Source organism: Modestobacter sp. KNN46-3 (assembly GCF_011039295.1).
The window spans coordinates 1-20,338 of the sequence record NZ_JAAKGN010000030.1 but is presented as its reverse complement, the minus strand read 5'-3'; the positions used below and the strand labels follow the sequence as shown (position 1 = coordinate 20,338).

The window sequence follows — 20,338 nt, the reverse complement described above, 5'->3', positions numbered from 1 at the left end:
GCGCGATCCTGTCAGGCGCGCGTGACCAGGGCGTGCTCGCGCCACTACTTCATGGTGGCGAGCTGGATCAGGTTGCCGCAGGTGTCGTCGAGGACGGCGGTGACCACCGGTCCGAAGTCGGTCGCGTCCTGGGTGAACTGCACGCCCAGCCCCTTGAGCCGCTCCACCTCGGCGTGCACGTCGCCGACGGCGAACTGGGTGAACGGGATGCCGTCGGCCGGAGAGCACGCCGCGGCAGGAGCGGTTGCGGCCGAGCCCCGCGGCGGTGATCGCCACGTGGCGCGTCAGACAGCCGCGGTACGCGACCTGTCGGTGGCCAGCTTCACCGCCAGGGCTCCGAGCACCCCGCCCATGAGGTAGCGCTGGACTCGCATCCAGGTCGGCCGGACGGAGAGGAACCGGGCGAGCCCCCCGGCGAAGACGACGATCAATCCGTTGACGCTGAGCGCGATCGCGATCTGCGTGAGGCCCAGCACGAGGCTCTGCAGCGCCACGGGTGCGCCGTCGGGGTCGATGAACTGCGGCAGCAGCGACACGTACAGCACCGCGATCTTCGGATTCAGCAGGTTCGTGAACAGCCCCATCGCGAACAACCGGCGGGGCCGGTCAACCGGGAGCTCACGCGGCGCGAAGACGTTCGTGCCGCCGGGCCGGACGGCCTGCCATGCCAGGTAGAGCAGGTAGGCCGCCCCCGCCACCTTCAGCGCCGTGTAGGCAGCCGGCACGGCGACGAAGACGGCGGCAAGGCCGGCTGCGGCCGCCGCGAGGTAGACGAAGAAGCCGGCCGCCACCCCCAGCAGTGAGATGAACCCAGCCCGCCGCCCCTGGCTGATCGACCGCGACACCAGGTAGATCATGTTCGGCCCGGGGGTGAGGACCAGGCCCAACTCGACCAGAGCGATGCCGAGCAGGGCAGAGCTGGAGACCACGAGGGTCCGTCCTTCCACAGTCGATGAGGTGCGCCGACGGAGACTGGCACGCTCCTGTGGCCATGCCCGTCAGCCGTCGGGGCGAGAGGGCTGAACTCGGCGGGTCCGCCGCGGTTCAGCCCTGGGCAGCCAGGTCCAGCTGCACCTCGGGGTAGAGCGGGTGGGCGTCGACCAGCTCCGTCGCCCGGGCCCGCACCCGCTCGGCGACCGCCGGCTCCAGCCGGTACCGGACCTTGGAGTCGCCGTCGGACTGCGTGCTGGCCAGGACGTCGACGATCAGGTCCCCGACCTCGGCCAGGTCGGCCTCACCCAGCCCGCGAGTGGTCAGCGCCGGGGTGCCCAGCCGGATGCCGCTGGTGTACCAGGGGCCGTTCGGGTCGGCAGGCACGGTGTTGCGGTTGGTCACCAGGCCGGCGTCCAGCAGCGCGGCCTCGGCCTGCCGCCCGGTCAGCCCGAACCCACCGACGTCCACGAGCACGAGGTGGTTGTCGGTGCCGCCGGTGACCAGCCGGGCACCGCGGCGCAGCAACTGGTCGGCCAGCGCCCGGGCGTTGGCCACCACCTGCTCCGCGTAGGTGGCGAACTCCGGCCGCCGGGCCTCCGCCAACGCCACGGCCTTGGCGGCCATCACCTGCGGCAACGGACCGCCCAGCACCATCGGGCAGCCGCGGTCGACCGACGGGGCGTACTCCTCGGTGCACAGCACCATGCCGCCGCGCGGGCCACGCAGTGACTTGTGCGTGGTGGTGGTGACGACGTCGGCGTGCGGCACCGGGTCGAAGTCGCCGGTGAGCACCTTGCCGGCGACCAGCCCGGCGAAGTGCGCCATGTCCACCAGCAGCGTGGCGCCCACCTCGTCGGCGATCTCCCGCATCGCGGCGAAGTCGACCCGGCGCGGGTACGCGGAGTAGCCGGCCAGCAGGATCAGCGGCCGGAACTCCCGGGCCCGCGCGCGCAGGGCGGCGTAGTCGATCAGCCCGGTCGCCGGGTCGGTGCCGTAGCTGGACTGCTCGAACATCTTGCCGGAGATGTTCGGCCGGAAGCCGTGGGTGAGGTGGCCGCCGGCGTCCAGCGACATGCCGAGCATCCGCTGGTCGCCCAGGGCCCGGCGCAGCTGTGCCCAGTCGGCGTCGGTCAGCGCGTCGACGTTCTTGACCCCGGCCTCGGCCAGGGCCGGGGACTCCACCCGGTGGGCCAGGATCGACCAGAAGGCGACCAGGTTGGCGTCGATGCCCGAGTGCGGCTGAACATAGGCGTGGTCGGCGCCGAACAGCTCGCGGGCGTGCTCGGCGGCCAGCCGCTCGACGGTGTCGACGTTCTGGCAGGCAGCGTAGAAACGCCGTCCCGGGGTGCCCTCGGCGTACTTGTCGCTGAACCAGTTGCCCATCGCCAGCAGGACGGCGGGCGAGGCGTAGTTCTCGCTGGCGATCAGCTTCAGGCTCGAACGCTGGTCGGCGAGCTCCTGCCCGATGACTGCCGCGACCCGCGGCTCGACCTGGGCGATGACGTCCAGGGCGCTGGCGAAGGCGGCGGTCTCGCGGGTGACGGTGCTGGTCACGGGCTCTCCTCGATCGACGGGAGCCCAGGCGCGCGGCAGGCGTCGAGTCGACGGGGCCGCTCCCCGGTGGTCGATCCCACCTGCGATGCGCCAGTCACGGCCCGCGTCGAAGCTAGCGGGGCCCCCGACAACACACAAGCGGCTGCACGCGGCGAGTGGCGCGCCTGGTCGCACACCGTCGCAGCCGGAGGCAGACGGACAGTCCCGTGTCAGGTGTCGGATCGCGTGGTCGATCGCTCGGCGAGCTGCTTGAGGTTCAGCAGTTGCCGACGTGCCATGACGAGGTCCCCGACAGACAGCGGCGGGGCGATCCAGCGGCTGTGTGCGCCGACGACCTTCAGCAGGAGACGAGTTGGCCCCTCGGTGGGCCCGCCCGTGGACAGGACGACATAGGACATGACCGCACCCATGATCTGGCCGGTGAGTTGCACCCCGGACTCGACGCTCAGGATGCGCCCGGCCGGCCGTCCGCCAGCGGTCGTGAACTGCTGGCCGGGGGTCGGTTCGGCCAGGTCTCGCAGTTCCTGCGGCGAGCGTCGCCCGAGGTTGTCGATCCAGTCGTAGGAGTACGGCGCGAGTCGGATCTGAGCGACCCACCGCCACACGTCCCTGCGAGGGGCGTGCACCGTGACTCCGCGCCAGGCCCGCCAGACCGGAGCCGGCACGAAGCCGTCGCATGGGTAGTGCCGAGCGACTTCCTCGTCGCTCACGCCCCAACGATCACCGATCATCGGGCCTCCCTCTCGCATGTCACCACCACCGGCCCCGCGCCGCTGGACGTCGGGCGCCCCGGCGACCTGATCGTGGTGCACGGACTCGCTTCAGGACAGGGCGACCACAGGTGCCTGGAGGACCACCCCACCCTCTGCGGTCAGCGTCTGCCGGTAGACCCCTTCCGTACGCAAGCCGTTCTGCTCCAGCCGTGCATCGAGCGTGATCCAGGCATCGCCGATGCTGCGAGGTGCGCTCTCGTACCGGACCGTCACTCCGCGCTCCGATGAGGGAACGGCGACGAGCGCGAGCTCGTGGCCCAACTCCAGGTCCGCGGCGGGTACCCCGGCCGTCACGGAGATCGCCTGCTCGTCCGCCATCCCGTCGTAGGCGAGCACGATCTCTGCATCGTCACGGCGGAGCTCGGCCAGCTGAGAGCGCAACGCACGGGTCAGCTCGGCCACGGCCACACCGATCTCGGACTCGTCACCCACGGACGTCTGCAGGGCCACCAGTTGCAGACCCGGGAGCGGACCCAGTTCGAGGGAGTTCATCACCGTTCGCTGTCCTCCTTCCAGGGAGTCGAGGCGTCCACGCACCTCCTGCAGACGCGTCGTCGCCTCGGAGACCTGCGCCATCAGCTCGACCTCCCGCGCACGGAGCAGCGCCACGAGGCGGGCCTCGGACAGGTCGGAGCTGAGGAGATCAGCGATGGCCTCCAGCCCGAAGCCGACCGCACGGAGGGCCGTGATGGCGCGGACCCGACCCGTCTGGCTCGCGCTGTACTTCCGGTAGCCGGTCCGCTGATCCACCTCGGCCGGCGCCAGGAGGCCGATCTCCTCCCAATGACGCAGCATGCGCCGCGAGGCTCCCGTGCGATGCGCCAGCTCCCCGATGCTCAACATGTCGCCACGCACCAGACCCACTCACACGGTGTCAAGGTCAAGCGGTGACGGCGGCGCCGCAGGAGAAGGGCTCCAGCGCGGCCCGCGCCACAGCTGCGAGCCTGATGGTGCGGTATGCGGTGGGCGACCTGGAACTGCGGCACCATGCCCACGTGGTCGATCACCGGTACCCGCCGATCGAGCCCCATGAGACCGGGATGCTCGACGTCGGCGACGGCCACTCGCTGTACTGGGAGCAGTGCGGCAACCCGGACGGGAAGCCGGCTGTGGTGCTGCACGGCGGCCCGGGATCGGGCTGCCGTCCGGGCATGCGCCGGCAGTTCGACCCGGCGCGCTACCGCGTGGTGCTGTTCGACCAACGCAACGCCGGGCGCAGCACCCCGTGGGCCGGCGAGCCGGAGGTCGACCTGTCGGCGAACACCACCCCGCACCTGATGCGCGACATCGAACGACTGCGCCAGCACCTGGGCATCGACCGCTGGCTGGTCTGGGGCGGCTCGTGGGGCGTGACGCTCGGCCTCGCGTACGCGGAGGCGCACCCGGAGCGGGTCAGCGAGCTGGCGCTGGCCGCGATCACCAGCCCCGACCGGTGGCTGACCCACTGGATCACCCGCGACATGGGCCGGGTCTTCCCGCGCGAGTGGGAGCGGTTCCGAGACGGCGTCCCAGCCGCCGAACGGGAGGGCGACCTCGCCGCGGCCTACAGCCGGCTGCTGCACTCCCCCGATCCAGCGGTGCGGGCGAAGGCCGCCCAGGACTGGTGCGACTGGGAGGACACCCACGTCTCCCTCGCCCCGGACGCCGAGCCGTCACTGTCGGTGGCGGACCCGGCGTCCCAGTTGGCCATCGCCCGGGTGGTCACCCACTACTGGGCCCACGGCTGCTTCCTCGACGACGGCCAACTGCTCCGCGACGCGCACCGGCTGGCCGACATCCCGGGGATCATGGTGCACGGCCGATACGACGTCAGCGGGCCACTGGACGTCGCCTGGCAGTTGTCGAAGGCCTGGTCGGACGGCGAGCTGGTGGTCGTCGGCGATGCCGGGCACTCGGGCGGCGGCATGACGCCCGTGATGATCGAGTACCTGAACCGGGTCGCCGACCGCAGAGCAGGTGCGGAGAAAACGACTTGCCCGGAGTCCGGACCAGGCAGCTGAATGCTCCCGTGGCGGCGTTCTCGGTACGGCCCATCGTCCAGTCCGAAGCCGCCGACTACCTGAGGGTCCTGCCCTTCATCAACGGTCTCCCGCAGTGGGAGCCCGCCCCGGCCGCCTGGCACGGCGGCGCCGGCGTCTGGCCCCGCCCTGGACGCCCTGCGTCGGCGGACGAGCTGGAGCAGGCGACGCGCGAGGTCCTGGCCGATCACGTCCACACCCAGGCTGCGTTCGACGGTGACCAGATCGTCGGGGCATCGGCGATGTTGTCCCTGACGATCACGGTGCCCGGCCTCCGCGCCGTCCCCGCGGGTGGGGTCACCTCCACCGGGGTGCGGGCGACCCACCGCCGCCGCGGTGTCCTCCGCGCGATGATGCAGGCGATGTTCGACGCCGCCCTGGCCCGGGGTGAGCCGCTCGCGGCGCTCAGCGCCAGCGAGGGCGGCATCTACGGCCGGTTCGGCTTCGCCCCAGCGACCATCCGCACCCGATGGGAGATCGAGCGAGCCGACACAGGCCTGCTCCCCCACCCTGAGCCCGCGGGCAGTCTCGTCCTGGCCGACGCCGAGGAGGCGCGAGCGGCGTGGCCGGTGGTCCACCGGCAGGTCCACGCCACCAGGAACGGCGAGGTGTCCTCGACGGCCGGCCACTGGCGGTCCCTCACCGACGACGCCGACGGGGACGACGGGCCACTGCGCTACCTGCTCCACCGCGACGGGGACGGCCGCATCGACGGCATCGCGGACTACCGGCTGCCCTGGTCACCCCACATCGAGGACGCCGGGACCCTCGTCGTCGAACGGCTCGAGGCGACGACCGACGACGCGTACCGGTCGATGTGGGCACTGCTGCTCGACTTCGACCTGACCAAGCGGGTCGTGGCCGCCGGCCGACCCACCGACGAGCCGCTGCGCTGGATGCTGCGCAACCCCCGGGCCCTGCGCGTGACCAGGCAGTCCGACAACCTGTGGCTCCGCCTGCTCGACGTCCCCGCCGCGCTCACCGCGCGGGCCTACGACCTCGACGCAGATCTCACCTTCACCGTCCCCAGCGACCCGATGTGCCCGGACAACGTGGGGACCTGGCTGCTGGACACCCGTGGACCGACACCCACCTGCCGGCGCGTCCAGCGCGACCCCGACCTCACCATCGACGTCGCGGCCCTGGGCGCGCTCTACCTCGGCGGCAACTCCGCAGCCCTGTTGACCTCCGCCGGCCACATCCGGCCGCACACCCCGGACGCCACGCACCTGCTGTCGAGGCTGTTCCGCACCGACCCGCCGCCCCACAACGCGATCGGGTTCTGACCGCGCCCAGGACGTCCGAGCTGGCGCAGGAGTCGATCTGGCGAGTGGGCGATGCTCACCGACGGACTGGGGGCGGTCGCCCTCCGACCCCCGGACGACGGCCGGGTGATCAACACGGTCACGCCGAGAGCTCCAGGTGGTGCCCCGCTCCCTCCCCACGCCCGTGCGACGACTTGCCGAGCGGCGGGATGAGGAGCACGTTGAGCGACACCCCGGTGACGGGAGCTCTCGGGCGCCCGTTGCCGAGCCCGGGACGTGAACGCCGACTCCCGGGCCGTCCCGCCACTCGGCCGGAGGGACCGCACCCGTTCGGGAAGGAGCCCAGCCGCACGGCAGCGACCCGGACGCCACCGCCTCCGGGTCGGCGGGCCCACACCGCCGTGGGTCCCTGGAGAGACCCGGGGCAACGACGCCTCGGACCGACCACAGGATCGAGCAGCCATGCACCGCATCACCTCCTCGTCACCGCGCGCCCGGGCCGTCGGACGGGGCCTGCTCGTCGCCGGCCTGGTCACCGCCTCCTGGGGCGCGGCCGCCCCGGCGGTCGCCGCCCCGGCCCCGGAGCCGGCGAGCACCCCGGCCGACAGCGGCGGGGAACGCGCCGTGAGGCCCGTACCGCAGGTGAGCGGTCCGCTGCCCTCCAGCGACGAGTCGCACCCCTTCGGTGGCGCCGCCCACCAGGAGGTGCCCGAGGACCTCGGCGCCATCGGCTACACCGAGGAGGAGTTCCTCGCCAGCGGCACCTCGAACGTGTACAGCTGGCCGGAGGACGCCCCCGCCGTGGTCCGCACCGCGGACGCCCCGTACACCACCCGCGTGCTCGTACGCCGTCCCGCCGACGCCGACGACTTCAGCGGCAACGTCGTGGTCGAGATGCTCAACCCCTCGAACCTGTTCGACCTCAACATCGGCTGGGCCCTGGCCCGCGAGGAGATCATCGACAACGGCGACGCCTGGGTCGGCATCACCGCCAAGCCGATCGCCGTCGACGCGCTGAAGACCTTCGACGCCGAGCGGTACGGCTCCCTCTCCTTCGCCAACCCCCTGCCCGTGGACGACCCGGCCAACTGCTCCGTCGTCGACGCCGACGCCGACCCGGCCACCGAACCGACGCCCCTGCCGGCCGACACCACCCAGGCCACCGAGAACGGGCTGGTCTGGGACATCTACACCCAGGTCGGCAACTGGCTGCGCAGCGACGAGACCTCGAACCCGCTGACCTACGGCACCGGCGGGACGGCGGTCGAGCGCGCCTACGGCTTCGGCTACTCCCAGACCGGGGGCTACCTCGTCAACTACATGAAGGCCGTCCACCCGCTCGTGGTCGCCGAGCAGGGTGCGCCGACCTACGACGCCTACCTCGTCGGTGTCGCCGGTGGCGCCTTCGCCGGGGCCTACCCGATGAACCAGTGCGAGCCGGCGCCCCCGGTGGACGACCCGCGGCGTGACCTCTACGGCATCGGCGTGCCGGTCATCCAGGTCATGTCCCAGTCGGACTACCTGCGCGGCATCGGCTCGCGCCGCCCCGACAGCGACATCGCCCCCGACCAGTTCCGCCACTACGAGATGGCCGGAGCCGGGCACGCCACGCCCTTCGAGCTGTACTACTCGGCGTCCTCGGCGGACATCGTCGCCGCGGGCCGCGAGGTGCCGCCGCAAGCCTGCAACGAGGGCCCGCGGAGCCGGTTCCCCAGCTCGATCTTCTTCAACGCGGCCCTGGACAACCTCGACCGCTGGGTCCGCGACGGCGTGGCGCCGCCCCGGTCCAACCCGATCGTCGTCGAGCGCGGCGAGCCGGTGCTCGACGAGTTCGGCAACGTGCAGGGCGGGCTGCGCTCACCGTTCCTCGACGTGCCCACCAGCACCTGGTTCGGTACGGCCACCGGCGCCTCGTTCTGCTTCATCGCCGGGTACGAGGTGCCCTTCGAGCAAGCCCGGCTGGACGAGCTGTACAGCAGCCACCGCGACTACGTCACGCAGGTGACCGACAACGTCATCGAGCTGCAGGCCGCCGGCTTCCTGACCTACTACGACGCCTACGAGCTCATCCGCCAGGCGAAGGAGTCCGACGTCGGCTGACGCGAACGCTCCCCGGCGGTCCCGGTGGCCTCGCCACCGGGATCGCCGCGCCGGGACGACCGTCGAGGCTCCCGCCGCGTTGCTCAGCTCGGCGGGGTGCGCCGGGGTCGAGACGGTCGCCGCGCCCGGACGGCGATGCGTGCGGCCCCACTCAGCGCCCCTGACCAGCCGTCGCAACGGGGCGGGTCCGGACCTCGCCCCGGGAAGCGGCGGTGACGGCGCGCAGGGCCTCGCCCAGCGTGGCGACGTCTGCCAGTGGAGTGGCCGAGCTGCAGCTCACGCGCACCGCGCCCGGCAGCCGGTCGGCCCGGTCCACCCGCGCGTCGTCGTGAAACTGCTGCACCTCGCTCGGGGTGAGCCCGAACAGACGGCTGAGGTAGGGGTGGGCGCAGAAGCACCCGCTGCGGACCCCGATGCCGTGCTCGCGGGACAACCGGTCCGCGACCTCGCCGTGGGGCATGCCGTCGATGACGAAGGCGGCCACCGGCAGACGGTCGCCGGTCGTGGGGCCGAGGCGACGCAGTCCGGGAACGGTGGCGAGTTCGTCGTCCAGCGCCCGGACGAGCAGGTCCTCGTGGACCCGGTTCCGGGCTCCGGCGGCGAGCAGCTCCTCCGCGGCGGCAGCGAGGGCCACGACGCCGACGACGTTGGGCGTGCCCGCGTCGTCCCGGTCGGGGGTGTCGGCCCAGACCACCTCCTCGTGCGAGACGGCCTTCACCGCGCCACCCCCGACGAGGAAGGGCTCGCCGTCGGCGAGCAGCCGTCGGTCGACGACCAGCCCGCTCGCGCCGAAGGGCGCGAACATCTTGTGGCCGGACCATGCGAGCACGTCGATCCCGAGCGCGGCCATGTCCACCGGGCGGTGCGGCACCAGTTGCGCCCCGTCGACCACCACCAGCACACCGCGGGCCCGGGCCGCTGCGGCGATCGCGGCGAGGTCGGGCAGCCAGCCGGTGACGTTGGACGCCCCGGACACCGCGAGCACGCGCGGCGTGGGCCGCGCGTCCAGGGCGGCGACCACGGCGGCGACGTCGTAGGTCCCGGACCGGTCGACGTCGACGACCCGCACCTGCGCATGGCGCTGCCAGGGCAGCAGGTTGGCATGGTGCTCGACCGCGGTGGTGACGACGACCTCGTCCCGGGTCAGACCCAACCGGAAGGCGGTCAGGTTGAGGCCCTCGGTGGTGTTCCGGGGGAACAGGGCCACGTGCGTCGCCGGATCGGCTCCCACGAACCGGGTGAGGGTCTCGCGAGCCTGCTCGTACCGGGCGCTGGTGTACTGCGACTTCGCGCCGGCTCCGCGGTGGACGCTGGAGTACCACGGCAGGAACTCCTGCACGGCCCGGACGACGCCCGCCGAGGCCGACGTGGTGGCTGCGGCGTCGAGGTCGATGTACCGACGCTGCTCGCCGCCGACGGAGATCCGCAGGTCGGCGCCGATGAGGGGGTCCAACTGGGCCAGGTCTCCCGTTCCGAACAAGGACGTCATTGCCATCGAGCTCCCGTCGCGACCGGTCCCCGTTCGGGCGACCGCGCGGAAGCTTCCCATCGCCGACCCGCGACGGCGGACGACGACACCACACATCCGGGCATCCATCCGATGGGGAGCCCGACAGGCGCGTCGTCCACCCGATGGACAGGGCCCGGAGCCCCGCCGCTCAGTTCGCGATCAGCACGAAGAAGAGGAAGCTCACGAACGACGTGCGGCCGGCGAACTGTGGTGGCAGCAGCTCCGCCGGGGTGTCCGGCGACCACGGGGGCTCACTGACGACGGCGACCTGGAAGCCCGCGTCCGAGAAGGCATCCGTCATGGCGTGCAGCGGCCGGTGCCAGTACGACAGCACAGCCGACTGGCCACTGAAGGTGTACTCGTCCGTCCACTCGGTGACGGCGAAGTAGTCCGCCTGGGGGTTCAGCATCTTGTGGAGCAGCGGGTGGTTGACCGACAGCACGAGTCGGCCACCCGGCCTCAGGACTCGACGCAGCTCGGACAGCGGTGCGGTCCAGTCGCGCAGGTAGTGCAGGACGAGCGACGCGGTCACGTCGTCGAAGCCGCCGTCGGCGAAGGGAAGTGGCGCGGACAGGTCGGCGACGTGCACGTCGGCGTCCTCGCCGAGCCGGTCCCTCGCCAGCCCGACCATGACCGCACTGGAGTCGAACCCCGTCACGACAGCGCCCCGGTCGCGCAGCGCCGCAGCGAGCGGTCCGGAGCCACACCCGGCGTCGAGGATGCGGCGACCGCGTACGTCCCCGGCGAGGTCCAGCATCGCGGGTCGCTCGTAGTGGGCGTTGATGAGGTTGACCTCGTTCTCCGCCGAGTACGCCGCGCCGAAGCTGTCGTAGTCGTTGACCTCCACGTGCGGCCTCACCTCCGGTGACCGTCGAGCGGGCGCCAACGTACCGGAGCCGCGGCCGGCGACCTCGGACGTCGCCGGGGGTCTCCCACTGGACGACCGCCCCGCGGATCGGCTCGACTGTCTCGAACACGTCCGCATCCCCGAGCACTGCACCGAGTCCCACCATGACGTCGCCGGCCCGGAAGGAGCCCTCCCGTGACGAACACAAAACTGCCCCAGATCCTGCGGTACACCGCCTTCAGCGCCACGCCCGACGGCGGCAACCCGGCGGGCGTGGTGCTCGACGCGCGCGGCCTGACCGCCGAGCAGATGCTCGCGATCGCCGCCGACGTCGGGTTCTCCGAGACCGCCTTCCTGGTGCCGCGCGGTGACCGCTTCGACGTCCGGTACTTCAGCCCGCGGGCCGAGGTCAGCTTCTGCGGGCACGCCACGATCGCCTCGGCCGTGGCCTGGGCCGAACGGCACGGCCCCGGCCGGCTGACCTTCGACACACCCGCCGGCGAGGTCGGCGTCGTCACCAGGGCCGTGGACGACGGGACCGTCCGCGCGACGCTCACCAGCGTGGCGCCACGGACGGTCGAGCTGGCGGACGACGACCGCCGGGACCTGCTCGTCGCGCTGCGGTGGTCAGAGTCCGACCTCGACCCGGCGCTGCCGCCGAGGGTGGCCTGGGCGGGGGCGTGGCACCCCGTCCTGGCTGCCGCGACCCGCGACCGGCTGCGGGCGCTCGACTACGACTTCGACGCCCTCGCCGCGCTGATGGACGCGCGCGGGTGGACGACGACCCACCTGGTGTGGCGGGAAGGACCCAGCACCTTCCACGCCCGCGACCCCTTCCCCCCGGGCGGGGTCGTGGAGGACCCGGCCACCGGCGCCGCCGCCGCGGCCTTCGGCGGGTACCTGCGCGAAGGCGGGCACATCGAGGTGCCCGCCACGGTCACCGTCCTGCAGGGTGCCGACATGGGACGCCCGGGGGTGCTGGAGGTCGGCATCCCCGTCGGGTCCTCGAGTGGCATCGAGGTGACGGGGACCGCCGTCGCGCTGGAGCCGGCGAGCCGGCTGCGCTGAGAGCGCATCACCGACGCCCACACCGGCCCTGCCCGGATCAGCACACCCCACCCGCGTGCTGCCCCAGGGGTCAGGAGTCCGATCGGTCCCAGCCGCCGACCGTGGAGACCGGCCGGTACCTGAGGTTGACCTCCTCGACCGGGTCGCCGTTGAGGAACTCCAGGGGCACCGGGGCACCGCCCTGGTTGTCGTACAGCCGCACCCCGTCGCCGAGCAGCACGGGCAGGACGTGCAGGTCCATCTCGTCGAGCAGGCCGCGCTCCAGCAGCTGCCGGCCGATGGTCGGGGACAGCACCTCGACGTTCTTGCCGCCCGCGGCCTGCCGGGCGATCTGCACCGCCTCGGCGACGTCGCAGCTGAGGAAGGTCACCCCGTCGGCGGGTCCGGCGTCCTCAGGATGGTGGGTCAGCACGAAGAGCGGCCCGCTCCAGGCACCGCCGTACACGGCGCCCGCGTCCGGGAAGACGTCCCAGCCGTCGCGTCCGCCGAGGACCGCTCCGGTCGTCTGGACGTACTCCTCGATCAGACCCGGCCGGTTGGTCGCCTCGGGCATCCAGTCCATGCGGTGACCGGGACCGGCGACGTACCCGTCGAACGACATCGAGAAGTGCCACAGCACCTTGCCTGCGGCTGTCCGGGGAGATGTGTCGTGCATGGGGACCACTCCTTCGCGCTGACATGAGTCGGTCGACTCACCTCTCTGACGGTAGGGGTGCAAGAGAGGTGAGTCAACCGACTCATGTCCGTGTCAGACTGGCGTCATGACCCGCGAGCTGCCCGAGTACCACCAGCGTGTGGCCGATGAGAACCGCGCGGCCGTCCTCGCCGCCGCCGAGGCCCTGTTCCTGGAGAGCGGCTACGACCGGACGTCGCTCGCCCGGGTGGCCGAGCGCGCGGGGGTCTCCAAGGCCACCCTGTTCAAGCAGTTCCCGACCAAGGCCCTGCTGTTCGAGGCGACCGTGCTCGCCGTGGGCCAGACGCCGGGAGGGAGCGTCCCCGTCCCCTCGGCCGGCGACCTGCACGCCGGCCTCCTGGCGCTGGGGCGGGCGTACGCCGAGGTGCTGGTGCAGCCCCGGACCGCCGACCTGCTCCGGCTCCTGATCGCCGAGGCACCACGCTTCCCCGAGCTGGGCGAGCGGACCTTCGACTTCGGCACGCTCCCCGCCCTCGTCTCCCTCGGCCGCTATCTCCGGGCCGAGCACGAGGCGGGGCTGGTCACGGTGGACTCCCCCGAGACCGCCGCCACGCAGTTCCTCGGCATGATCGCGAGCGCGGTCTTCTGGCCCCGACTGGTCCACGCCACCTGGTCGATCGACCAGGACGGGGTCAGCCGCGCGGTCGAGGAGGCCGTACGGACGATGGTCGCGCGCCTCGGCGCCCCAGGACCGCGCCCGTGACCACGCGCGCTCCGAGGCCACGAGGCGGCGGTGGTCCAGGGGCGCGGCCGCGCGGGATCGTGGGCACACCCTCTCGGGGTTCTGCCAGGGTGCCGTCCGTGGAGACGTTCGCGGAGATCGCCGACGAGCGCCGGAGGCTGGCGGCCCTGGTGTCGGGACTGACGGAGGAACAGCAGGCGACACGGAGCCTGTGCGGCGAGTGGAGCGTTCGCGACGTGGTCGCGCACCTCGTCGTGCCCCTGGAGGTGGGCATGCCGAGGTTCCTGCTGACCATGCTGGCGAGCCGCGGCAGCTTCGACCGGGCGAACGTCCGCCTGGCCCGCGAGCAGGCACGCCGGCCCTTCGACGAGCTCGTCGAGGTCCTGCGGCGCAAGGCGGACTCCCAGTTCACCCCTCCGGGGTCGGGCCCCGAGGCACCCCTCACCGACCTCGTGGTGCACGGCCTGGACATCCGTTGGCCGCTGCGTCTGCAGCGCGCCGTCCCCGAGGAGCGCCTGCACAAGGTGCTCACCTTCCTGACCGCCGCCCCGGTCGGTGGCATCGTGCGCAGAGGTGCGCTGGACGGGTTGCGCTTCGAGGCGACGGACCTCGACTGGGCGCACGGCCGCGGCCCTGTAGTGCGCGGCCCCGCCGAGGCGCTCCTGCTGGGTATCACCGGCCGCCCGGCCGCACTCGACCACCTCGGCGGCGACGGCGTACCGACCTTGCGACGCCGCCTGGCCTGACAGCGGCTGCGCAGTCGCTCGAAACGGGGCCGCCACCCGGGCCAGGCGGGCGGTGGGAAGCACCGACACCGGTCGCGGTGTTGTCCTGCCGTACTCGACAGAGAGGCAGGCACCCATGACCACTGAGACCGCGATCCTCGCCGGCGGCTGCTTCTGGGGCGCGCAGGACCTGTTGCGCAAGCGCCCGGGGGTGCTCTCCACCCGCGTCGGCTACTCGGGAGGCGACACCCCGAACGCCACGTACCGCAACCACGGCGACCACGCCGAGGCGGTCGAGATCGTCTTCGACCCGGATGTGATCTCGTTCCGCGAGTTGCTGGAGTTCTTCTTCCAGATCCACGACCCGTCGACGAAGGACCGTCAGGGCAACGACGTCGGTCGCAGCTACCGCTCGGCGATCTTCTACACCAGCGAGGAGCAGCAGCGCGTCGCGCTCGACACCATCGCCGACGTCGACGCCTCGGGCATCTGGCCCGGCGAGGTCGTCACCGAGGTCGAGGCGGCCGGCCCGTTCTGGGTGGCCGAGGACGAGCACCAGGACTACCTGCAGAGGATCCCGTTCGGGTACACCTGCCACTACGTGCGGCCCGACTGGGTGCTCCCGCGCCGCGAGGCGCAGACCACCCGATGACCTGAGGTCGGGCGCGGACCCGAGCTGCAGCGGAGCTGGTGGAGGCGTGGGGCCTCCGCGGCGTCAGGTCCTGCCCACGTCGTGGGTGGGCCACGATGCTCGCGCGAGGTCCACTCGCACGTCGTCGCCGCGGTGCAGCAAGGGAGTGGACTCCTCGAGGAACTGCTCGAGTGCCTCCTGGGCCGCGCCCTCCACCGGCCGCCCCCTGGCGTCCACCACCCGCCACCACGGCACGTGGTGACCGCTGTTGCGCAGGACCTGACCGACGGCGCGCGCGCCCGTGCCAGCCGCCTCGGCGACGTCGCCATAGGTCATCACGTGCCCGCTGGGGATCGAGGAGACGGTGCTCAGGACCCGCTCGGCCACGTCGTTCATGATCGCCCCTCCCTGCCTCCGTCGATCGGGTGTCCCGTGGAGTTCGCGTCGACCATCCCGACCGACTCCGGTCCACCTCCGGCAGAGTCGGCGGCGTGGTCATGACCGTCCTCCTGCCCGTCTGCCCTTCCCAGGACGAACCCCTCGGGTGGAGAGAGGACCCCGTTCGCCTGCACGGTGACGTGGTGCGGCCCCGGGTGGTAGGTCCGGGTGGTGATGGGGCGGAAGGAGTGGGTCTTCGTGACGACGCTGCTCCCGCCGGCGGGGATGCGTCGTGACCCGAGCTTGAACGTCTTCGCGCTGACGGACCCGTTGGCGCGTCGGAACCCGATGGAGTAGTCGATCGCCACGGTCGCCTCCGTCTCCCCGTCGTTTGTGACGACGGCCGTGAACGTGAGGTCCCCTCCCCAGGGGACGACGTCGGCGGGGATCCGCAGTCTGGCCACGCGCAGGCTGCTCCCGGTGAACCCGACGAGTGCCAGTGCGCTGGGATCGGCCTGCTTGATCAGCGTCCTCAGGCCGTGCCGCAGCACCCAGGGGGTGTTGGCGTCCGGCTCGCCGGCCCACGCGGCGGCGGCGTCCGTGACGACGGAGGGCTCGACGCGACTGAGGTCGTTGAGGTGGTTGGCGACCGAGCGCCGCACGTACTCGGCAGGGTCCCGATAGGTGGCGTCCAGGATGGCTCGTGTCGCACGAGGATGGCCGAGCAGCCAGGGCACCCGTTTCGCCCAGGGCAGGTAGGCGCGAGAGCCCTCGGTGGCGAGTCGCCGCACGTGCTCGCTGTCATGCCCCGTCCAGGTCTGCATGATGCGGAGGCCCCGCTCGGGGCGCGCGTTGAGGAGCTCACGGACGGCGAACTCGCCCGTCAGACCGACGGTGAGCCGGGCCAGGAGCGCCATGGCGGCATCGAAGTCCCGCGTCGACCCGGTCTCGAGTGCTCTCGACGCGATGAACTCCGTGGTGGGCCAGATCATCCACCCGCCGAAACGCGGCTCGTCCACGACGTCGAGCACCACTCGCTCGGCGGCGGCGAACCCCGCCGGGACGTCGCTGAGGAGAGCATCGCGGACGACGTCAACCCGCTTCCGTAGGCGGACGTCCCGTACGGCACCTTCCGCCTCGACCAGAGCGGGGAAGTCGCTGCTGGGCGCAACCGCCGCCAACGCAGCCCGAAGCCGTGCAACGACGACTGGGCTGATCAGTTCGTCCATGGTGCCCACAGCTGCTCCTCTCCCGCAGAGACGCACGGTTGCTCGCGGCGGCCTGGATGCTCGTCGGTCTAGGTCGTCGGGACGGTCCCACCGTCGATCACGTACTCCGCACCGACGATCGCCGACGCCTGGTCGGACACCAGGAAGCCCACCAGATCGGCGATCTCCTCCGTTCTCGCGAAACGGCCGAGAGGAACTCCGCCGAGGGAGTCGAGGATCTTCTGCTTCGCCCCCTCCCGGCTCAGGCCGTTCCCCTCCGCGATCCGGTCCACGAACCTCTCGTAGGCCTCGGTCTCGATCCCACCAGGACTGATCGCGTTGACCCGCACACCGTGCGGCGCGAGCTCGTTGGCCAGGCCCTTGCTGTAGGTGCGCAAGGCGGCTTTCGCAGCCGCGTAGGCGAGAGACGCGTCGTACTGGGGCATCTGCCGCTGGATGGACGTGAAGTGCAGCACGACACCGTGCCCGGACCGGACCATCGACGGCAGCAGCGCTCGATCGAGCCGCACGGCGCCGAGGAAGTTCAGCTGGAGCTCGGTCGCCCACTGCTCGTCCGTGATCGCCGCGAACCCCCCGGACGGCGTGGACGCACCTCCCACGACGTGCACGAGGACGTCGACGCCACCGGCCTCCGCGATGCTCGACGCGACGAGCGCCGTGCCCTCGGCGGTCGAGGTGTCGGCCGCGATGAAGCGGTCCGGGTGTTCGTACCCCTCGGGCATCGTCCGGGCCGTCACGTAGACGTCGGCACCGAGCTCGCGAAGCCGTTGAGCCACGGCTGCACCCGATCCCTTCGACCCGCCGGTGACCAGCGCTCGACGCCCGTCCAGGCGCCCGCGATCCACACTCCCCATCTCTGCTCCTCCGTCGTCGTCTTCCACGGCCGTGCCTCTACGACGCCTCTCTGGTCTCGTCCCGCAGCTGCTCGACGGCGGTCCGGGCGTCCTCGAGGACCAGGTCGACGTTGATCGCGGTGGCGGCGGCCATCCCCTGCGCCGCCGAGGCCATCACCTGTGCCGTCACGTCGGCGGCGTTGCCGGCCACCCAGACCCCGGGCGCCTCCGTCAGGCCGGTCGGGTCGGCGGGCACGCGGGTGCCGCGGACGGCGCCGTGGACCAACTGGTCGACCGGCTCGATGCCCAGGCCGGCGAGCAGCCCGGCGTTGGCCGTGAGCCGCGGTGCCACGACCAGCGCTGCGCGGGCGACCACCGCCCCCGTGGCCAGCCGGACCCCGGCGAGCGCACCGTCGGTGACGTCGAGCGCGGCCACCTCGCCCTCGACCACCCGCACCCCGCGGGCGGCGAGCAGTTCGCGCTGCTCCGGCGTGGGCGCAGCGCCGGTATGCGGGAAGAGGACGACGTCGTCGCTCCACTGCCGCCAGAGCAGCGCCTGCACCGTGCTCTGCGGTCCGGAGCCGAGCACGCCGATCGCCGCGTCCCGCACCTCCCAGCCGTGGCAGTAGGGGCAGTGCAGCGCGCTCCTCCCCCACAGCTCCGCGACGCCCGGGACGTCGGGCAGCTCATCGGTCAGCCCGGTCGCCACCAGCAGCCGGCGCGCCCGCACCGACCGCCCGTCGGCCAGGTCGACGCGGAACCCGCCGTCCACCCGGCTCAGCGCGGAGACCCGGCCCTCAGCCACGGTGCCCCCGTAGCCCTCGACCTCGCGGCGACCGATCGCCAGGAGCTCCACCGGCGGCGTCCCCTCGCGGCCGAGCACGTTGTGCACGTGCTCCGCCGGGGCGTTGCGCGGGCTGCCGGCGTCCACCACCAGCACACTGCGCCGCGCCCGGGAGAGGGCGAGGGCCCCGCTCAGGCCGGCGGCGCCACCGCCGACGACCACCACGTCGTACCGCTCGTCCGTTGTCATGTCGTTCCTTCTCTCGTTGCGTCAGGGAGGTGGCAGTCCGCCCACCGGGGACGGGCCGACCGGAGGTCGCCGCCCGCGCGCCCGCGGACCGCGCCAGTGGCGCTGCAGGGCGAGCACGCGGACGACGAAGACGGCGCAGGCGACCCCCGCGCCGAGCGCGGGTCCGTCGGCGTCGGAGGTCGAGGCGGTGCCGACGACGAGCGCCCCGACCAGCGCCGGCACCGCGTAGAGCTCGGAGTCCGCCCGGAACAGCGCCGGGGTCTCGCGGGCGAGGACGTCGCGGAGGACGCCGCCCCCCACGGCGGTCGTCACGCCGAGCAGGGCGGCGGCCACGGGCGCGAGCCCGTGGTCGAGCGCCTTCTCGGTCCCCGCGACGCAGAAGAGCCCGAGTCCGGCCGCGTCGAAGACGAGCAGGGGTCTGCTCAGCCGCCCGAGCCAGGGGTGGGCGACGGAGGTGACCGCGGCCGCCGCCAGGGCCACGACCAGGTACTGCCACCTGGTGAACGCGGGGGGTGGCGTGTCGCCGAGCACCAGGTCACGGGTGATCCCGCCGCCCAGCGCGGTGACCACCGCCAGGATCGCGATCCCCACCACGTCGTGGTCGCGGCCGATCGCCATCAGGGCGCCGGAGACCGCGAAGGCGAAGACGCCGATCAGGTCGAGGACCTGCATGTCGTCACCGGCCTCCTGTCGGCTGGGTGGCGGCGCCGTCCCGACCGCCCCGCTCCGTCCGCTGGATCCCGGAGTGCGGCGGGACGGTCGTGGTTCGGCGGATCAGCCCGCCGTCGCGCGGGCGGCCTCGACGATCAGGTCGGCGACCGCGCCGGGCCGGGACACGGCGACGGCGTGGGAGGCGTCGACCTCGACGGCCGTGGACTGCGCGCGCTGCGCCATGAAGGCCTGCGCCTCGGCCGGGACCGCGAGGTCCTGCCGCGTGACCAGCGTCCAGGACGGGATCGTCCGCCAGGCCGCCGCCGTCGCCTTCTCCTCCAGTGCCTCGCTGGTGATGGGCCGCTGCGTCGCGACCATCAGCTCGGCGACCTCCGGGGGGACGTCGGCGGCGAACACCTGCCGGAACTTCTCCGGCTGGATGTACAGGTCGGTCACCGTGCCGCCGTTCCCGTCGGGGACGGGAACGGACTCCAGGGCGGACCCCAGTTCGTTGCCGGGGAACCTCCCGGCCAGGTCACCGGTGCTCTCCCCCTCCTCCAGCAGGAAGCTGCCCACGTAGACCAGCGCCCGGACGCCGGGGTGCCCGTCCGCGGCCACGCTCATCACCGAGCCGCCGTAGGAGTGGCCGGCCAGCACGATCGGGCCGCGCACCTGGTCCAGGACGCTGCGCAGTTGCAGGGCGTCGTGGCGCAGGCTCCGGAGCGGGTTGGCCGCGGCGACGACCGGGTAGCCGTCGCTCCTGAGCTGCTCGATCACCCCGTTCCAGCTCGCGGACTCGGCGAAGGCGCCGTGCACGAGCACCACGGTGGGCTTCTCCTGGTCCGGCCGGCGCTCGTCGCTGTCGATGGTCATCGTCGTTCCTCTCGATCCGCAGCGACCGGGACGACCGGATCGGTCGCGTCAGCGCTGATGGACCGACCGTAGGAAGCGGTGCCCCCTGCTCGCGTACGTCAGATGACCGTCGCACCGACGGTGGATCGGGCGGCTTCCGGGCCGATCGCGGCACGCAGGGCCACGCGGGAGGTGATGCCCAGCTTCGGGAAGATGCGGTGCAGGTGCGTGCCGACCGTCCGGTGCGAGAGGTACAGCCGTGCGCCGATCTCCCGGTTGGTGAGGCCTTCCGCAGCGAGCTGCGCGATCAGCAGCTCCTGCGGGCTCAGCTGCTCGCGTGCCTCCGGGGTCCGCGGCCTGCTCTGCTCCCCGGAGGCGCGCAGTTCCTGCCGCGCCCGGTCGCCCCAGGCAGCGGCGCCCAGGGCGTCGAACGTGTCCCGCGCGGCCCGCAGCGGGGCCCGGGACTCCGCCGCCCGCCGGCACCGCCGCAGCCAGGCCCCGTGGGCCAGTTGCAGGCGGGCACGGGCGAAGGGCCAGGGACCCAGGTCGGCCGCCAGGGCGG

At 72.6% G+C, this 20,338-nt stretch carries 21 protein-coding genes, 1 pseudogene and 1 riboswitch; of the genes and pseudogenes, 7 read left to right on the top strand and 15 right to left on the bottom strand.

All coding sequences use genetic code 11. The features are described 5' to 3' along the window. Positions 1 to 44 precede the first annotated feature (44 nt). The 5 genes and pseudogenes from G5C62_RS28655 to G5C62_RS09240 all read right to left on the bottom strand — a co-directional run. Positions 45 to 221 (bottom strand): annotated as a pseudogene (locus G5C62_RS28655) (VOC family protein); the annotation flags it as partial. Between the two features lie 63 nt (positions 222 to 284). Beyond that, on the bottom strand, positions 285 to 929 hold the full coding sequence (locus tag G5C62_RS09255; RefSeq protein WP_036338543.1) for a LysE family translocator: 645 nt from the start codon (positions 927 to 929) through the stop codon (positions 285 to 287). Between the two features lie 115 nt (positions 930 to 1,044). After that, the gene (locus G5C62_RS09250; protein ID WP_036338546.1) at positions 1,045 to 2,487 is read right to left on the bottom strand and encodes a glycine hydroxymethyltransferase; all 1,443 of its coding nucleotides are present in this window, start codon (positions 2,485 to 2,487) and stop codon (positions 1,045 to 1,047) included. A 15-nt stretch (positions 2,488 to 2,502) separates the two neighbouring features. After that, positions 2,503 to 2,595: riboswitch (ZMP/ZTP riboswitch) on the bottom strand. A 101-nt stretch (positions 2,596 to 2,696) separates the two neighbouring features. Beyond that, positions 2,697 to 3,197 carry a hypothetical protein gene (locus G5C62_RS09245; protein WP_197058551.1) on the bottom strand — a complete coding sequence of 167 codons (501 nt, stop codon included), beginning with the start codon at positions 3,195 to 3,197 and terminating at the stop codon, positions 2,697 to 2,699. 111 nt (positions 3,198 to 3,308) lie between these two features. After that, positions 3,309 to 4,103, bottom strand: coding sequence for a MerR family transcriptional regulator (locus G5C62_RS09240; protein ID WP_206330550.1), 795 nt, complete (start codon positions 4,101 to 4,103; stop codon positions 3,309 to 3,311). A gap of 44 nt (positions 4,104 to 4,147) precedes the next feature. On the opposite strand from G5C62_RS09240, the gene pip reads away from it, so the two are divergent. From pip to G5C62_RS09225, 3 genes are all read left to right on the top strand, one after another. Continuing rightward, positions 4,148 to 5,260 carry a prolyl aminopeptidase gene (pip, locus tag G5C62_RS09235; RefSeq protein ID WP_231558466.1) on the top strand — a complete coding sequence of 371 codons (1,113 nt, stop codon included), beginning with the start codon at positions 4,148 to 4,150 and terminating at the stop codon, positions 5,258 to 5,260. Between the two features lie 8 nt (positions 5,261 to 5,268). Continuing rightward, entirely contained in the window at positions 5,269 to 6,564 is a 1,296-nt protein-coding gene (locus tag G5C62_RS09230) for a GNAT family N-acetyltransferase (protein ID WP_206330549.1), read from the top strand. A gap of 441 nt (positions 6,565 to 7,005) precedes the next feature. Beyond that, entirely contained in the window at positions 7,006 to 8,643 is a 1,638-nt protein-coding gene (locus G5C62_RS09225; protein ID WP_164700750.1) for an alpha/beta hydrolase domain-containing protein, read from the top strand. 151 nt (positions 8,644 to 8,794) lie between these two features. Here the strand turns inward: G5C62_RS09225 and G5C62_RS09220 are convergent, their stop codons facing one another. Next, positions 8,795 to 10,132 (bottom strand): aminotransferase class V-fold PLP-dependent enzyme, encoded by a 1,338-nt coding sequence (locus tag G5C62_RS09220; RefSeq protein WP_164700749.1) that lies wholly within the window; start codon positions 10,130 to 10,132, stop codon positions 8,795 to 8,797. Positions 10,133 to 10,301: 169 nt separating this feature from the next. Then, positions 10,302 to 11,012 carry a class I SAM-dependent methyltransferase gene (locus G5C62_RS09215; RefSeq protein WP_036338553.1) on the bottom strand — a complete coding sequence of 237 codons (711 nt, stop codon included), beginning with the start codon at positions 11,010 to 11,012 and terminating at the stop codon, positions 10,302 to 10,304. A gap of 183 nt (positions 11,013 to 11,195) precedes the next feature. Here G5C62_RS09215 and G5C62_RS09210 point away from each other — a divergent pair, with 183 nt between their 5' ends. Continuing rightward, complete coding sequence (locus G5C62_RS09210; RefSeq protein WP_206330548.1) at positions 11,196 to 12,068, top strand: PhzF family phenazine biosynthesis protein; 873 nt, start codon at positions 11,196 to 11,198, stop codon at positions 12,066 to 12,068. A 70-nt stretch (positions 12,069 to 12,138) separates the two neighbouring features. Here the strand turns inward: G5C62_RS09210 and G5C62_RS09205 are convergent, their stop codons facing one another. After that, complete coding sequence (locus G5C62_RS09205; protein ID WP_164700748.1) at positions 12,139 to 12,723, bottom strand: dihydrofolate reductase family protein; 585 nt, start codon at positions 12,721 to 12,723, stop codon at positions 12,139 to 12,141. 106 nt (positions 12,724 to 12,829) lie between these two features. Here G5C62_RS09205 and G5C62_RS09200 point away from each other — a divergent pair, with 106 nt between their 5' ends. The 3 genes from G5C62_RS09200 to msrA all read left to right on the top strand — a co-directional run bounded on the left by G5C62_RS09200 (position 12,830) and on the right by msrA (position 14,821). Then, positions 12,830 to 13,465, top strand: a complete 636-nt coding sequence (locus G5C62_RS09200) for a TetR/AcrR family transcriptional regulator (protein WP_164700747.1) — start codon at positions 12,830 to 12,832, stop codon at positions 13,463 to 13,465. Between the two features lie 98 nt (positions 13,466 to 13,563). After that, positions 13,564 to 14,190, top strand: coding sequence for a maleylpyruvate isomerase family mycothiol-dependent enzyme (locus G5C62_RS09195; protein ID WP_197058553.1), 627 nt, complete (start codon positions 13,564 to 13,566; stop codon positions 14,188 to 14,190). A gap of 115 nt (positions 14,191 to 14,305) precedes the next feature. Next, positions 14,306 to 14,821 carry a peptide-methionine (S)-S-oxide reductase MsrA gene (gene msrA, locus G5C62_RS09190; protein WP_036338565.1) on the top strand — a complete coding sequence of 172 codons (516 nt, stop codon included), beginning with the start codon at positions 14,306 to 14,308 and terminating at the stop codon, positions 14,819 to 14,821. Between the two features lie 63 nt (positions 14,822 to 14,884). Here the strand turns inward: msrA and G5C62_RS09185 are convergent, their stop codons facing one another. The 7 genes from G5C62_RS09185 to G5C62_RS09155 all read right to left on the bottom strand — a co-directional run. Next, positions 14,885 to 15,196: an MGMT family protein gene (locus G5C62_RS09185; RefSeq protein WP_036338568.1), complete on the bottom strand. Its 312-nt coding sequence runs from the start codon at positions 15,194 to 15,196 to the stop codon at positions 14,885 to 14,887. After that, a complete protein-coding gene (locus G5C62_RS09180) occupies positions 15,193 to 16,416 on the bottom strand; it encodes a hypothetical protein (RefSeq protein ID WP_064972450.1) in 1,224 nt (407 codons plus the stop codon). Before G5C62_RS09180 ends, G5C62_RS09185 begins: the two co-directional genes overlap by 4 nt. A 59-nt stretch (positions 16,417 to 16,475) precedes the next feature. Next, the gene (locus tag G5C62_RS09175; RefSeq protein ID WP_081975542.1) at positions 16,476 to 17,261 is read right to left on the bottom strand and encodes an SDR family oxidoreductase; all 786 of its coding nucleotides are present in this window, start codon (positions 17,259 to 17,261) and stop codon (positions 16,476 to 16,478) included. A gap of 37 nt (positions 17,262 to 17,298) precedes the next feature. Beyond that, entirely contained in the window at positions 17,299 to 18,273 is a 975-nt protein-coding gene (locus G5C62_RS09170; protein ID WP_164700746.1) for an NAD(P)/FAD-dependent oxidoreductase, read from the bottom strand. 21 nt (positions 18,274 to 18,294) lie between these two features. Further along, complete coding sequence (locus G5C62_RS09165) at positions 18,295 to 18,945, bottom strand: trimeric intracellular cation channel family protein (RefSeq protein ID WP_164700745.1); 651 nt, start codon at positions 18,943 to 18,945, stop codon at positions 18,295 to 18,297. Between the two features lie 102 nt (positions 18,946 to 19,047). After that, positions 19,048 to 19,797, bottom strand: coding sequence for an alpha/beta fold hydrolase (locus G5C62_RS09160; protein ID WP_052091481.1), 750 nt, complete (start codon positions 19,795 to 19,797; stop codon positions 19,048 to 19,050). Between the two features lie 98 nt (positions 19,798 to 19,895). Next, positions 19,896 to 20,338: LuxR C-terminal-related transcriptional regulator (locus tag G5C62_RS09155; RefSeq protein WP_164700744.1), on the bottom strand; the 443-nt coding region annotated here is incomplete at its 5' end.

What these genes read in the sequence shown, in the direction of transcription:
- G5C62_RS09240 (WP_206330550.1), bottom strand. Translation starts at nt 4,103, where the DNA reads ATGTTGAGCATCGGGGAGCTGGCGCATCGCACGGGAGCCTCGCGGCGC.
- G5C62_RS09225 (WP_164700750.1), top strand. Translation starts at nt 7,006, where the DNA reads ATGCACCGCATCACCTCCTCGTCACCGCGCGCCCGGGCCGTCGGACGG.
- G5C62_RS09220 (WP_164700749.1), bottom strand. Translation starts at nt 10,132, where the DNA reads ATGACGTCCTTGTTCGGAACGGGAGACCTGGCCCAGTTGGACCCCCTC.
- G5C62_RS09205 (WP_164700748.1), bottom strand. Translation starts at nt 12,723, where the DNA reads ATGCACGACACATCTCCCCGGACAGCCGCAGGCAAGGTGCTGTGGCAC.
- G5C62_RS09200 (WP_164700747.1), top strand. Translation starts at nt 12,830, where the DNA reads ATGACCCGCGAGCTGCCCGAGTACCACCAGCGTGTGGCCGATGAGAAC.
- msrA (WP_036338565.1), top strand. Translation starts at nt 14,306, where the DNA reads ATGACCACTGAGACCGCGATCCTCGCCGGCGGCTGCTTCTGGGGCGCG.
- G5C62_RS09185 (WP_036338568.1), bottom strand. Translation starts at nt 15,196, where the DNA reads ATGAACGACGTGGCCGAGCGGGTCCTGAGCACCGTCTCCTCGATCCCC.
- G5C62_RS09175 (WP_081975542.1), bottom strand. Translation starts at nt 17,261, where the DNA reads ATGGGGAGTGTGGATCGCGGGCGCCTGGACGGGCGTCGAGCGCTGGTC.
- G5C62_RS09170 (WP_164700746.1), bottom strand. Translation starts at nt 18,273, where the DNA reads ATGACAACGGACGAGCGGTACGACGTGGTGGTCGTCGGCGGTGGCGCC.
- G5C62_RS09165 (WP_164700745.1), bottom strand. Translation starts at nt 18,945, where the DNA reads ATGCAGGTCCTCGACCTGATCGGCGTCTTCGCCTTCGCGGTCTCCGGC.
- G5C62_RS09160 (WP_052091481.1), bottom strand. Translation starts at nt 19,797, where the DNA reads ATGACCATCGACAGCGACGAGCGCCGGCCGGACCAGGAGAAGCCCACC.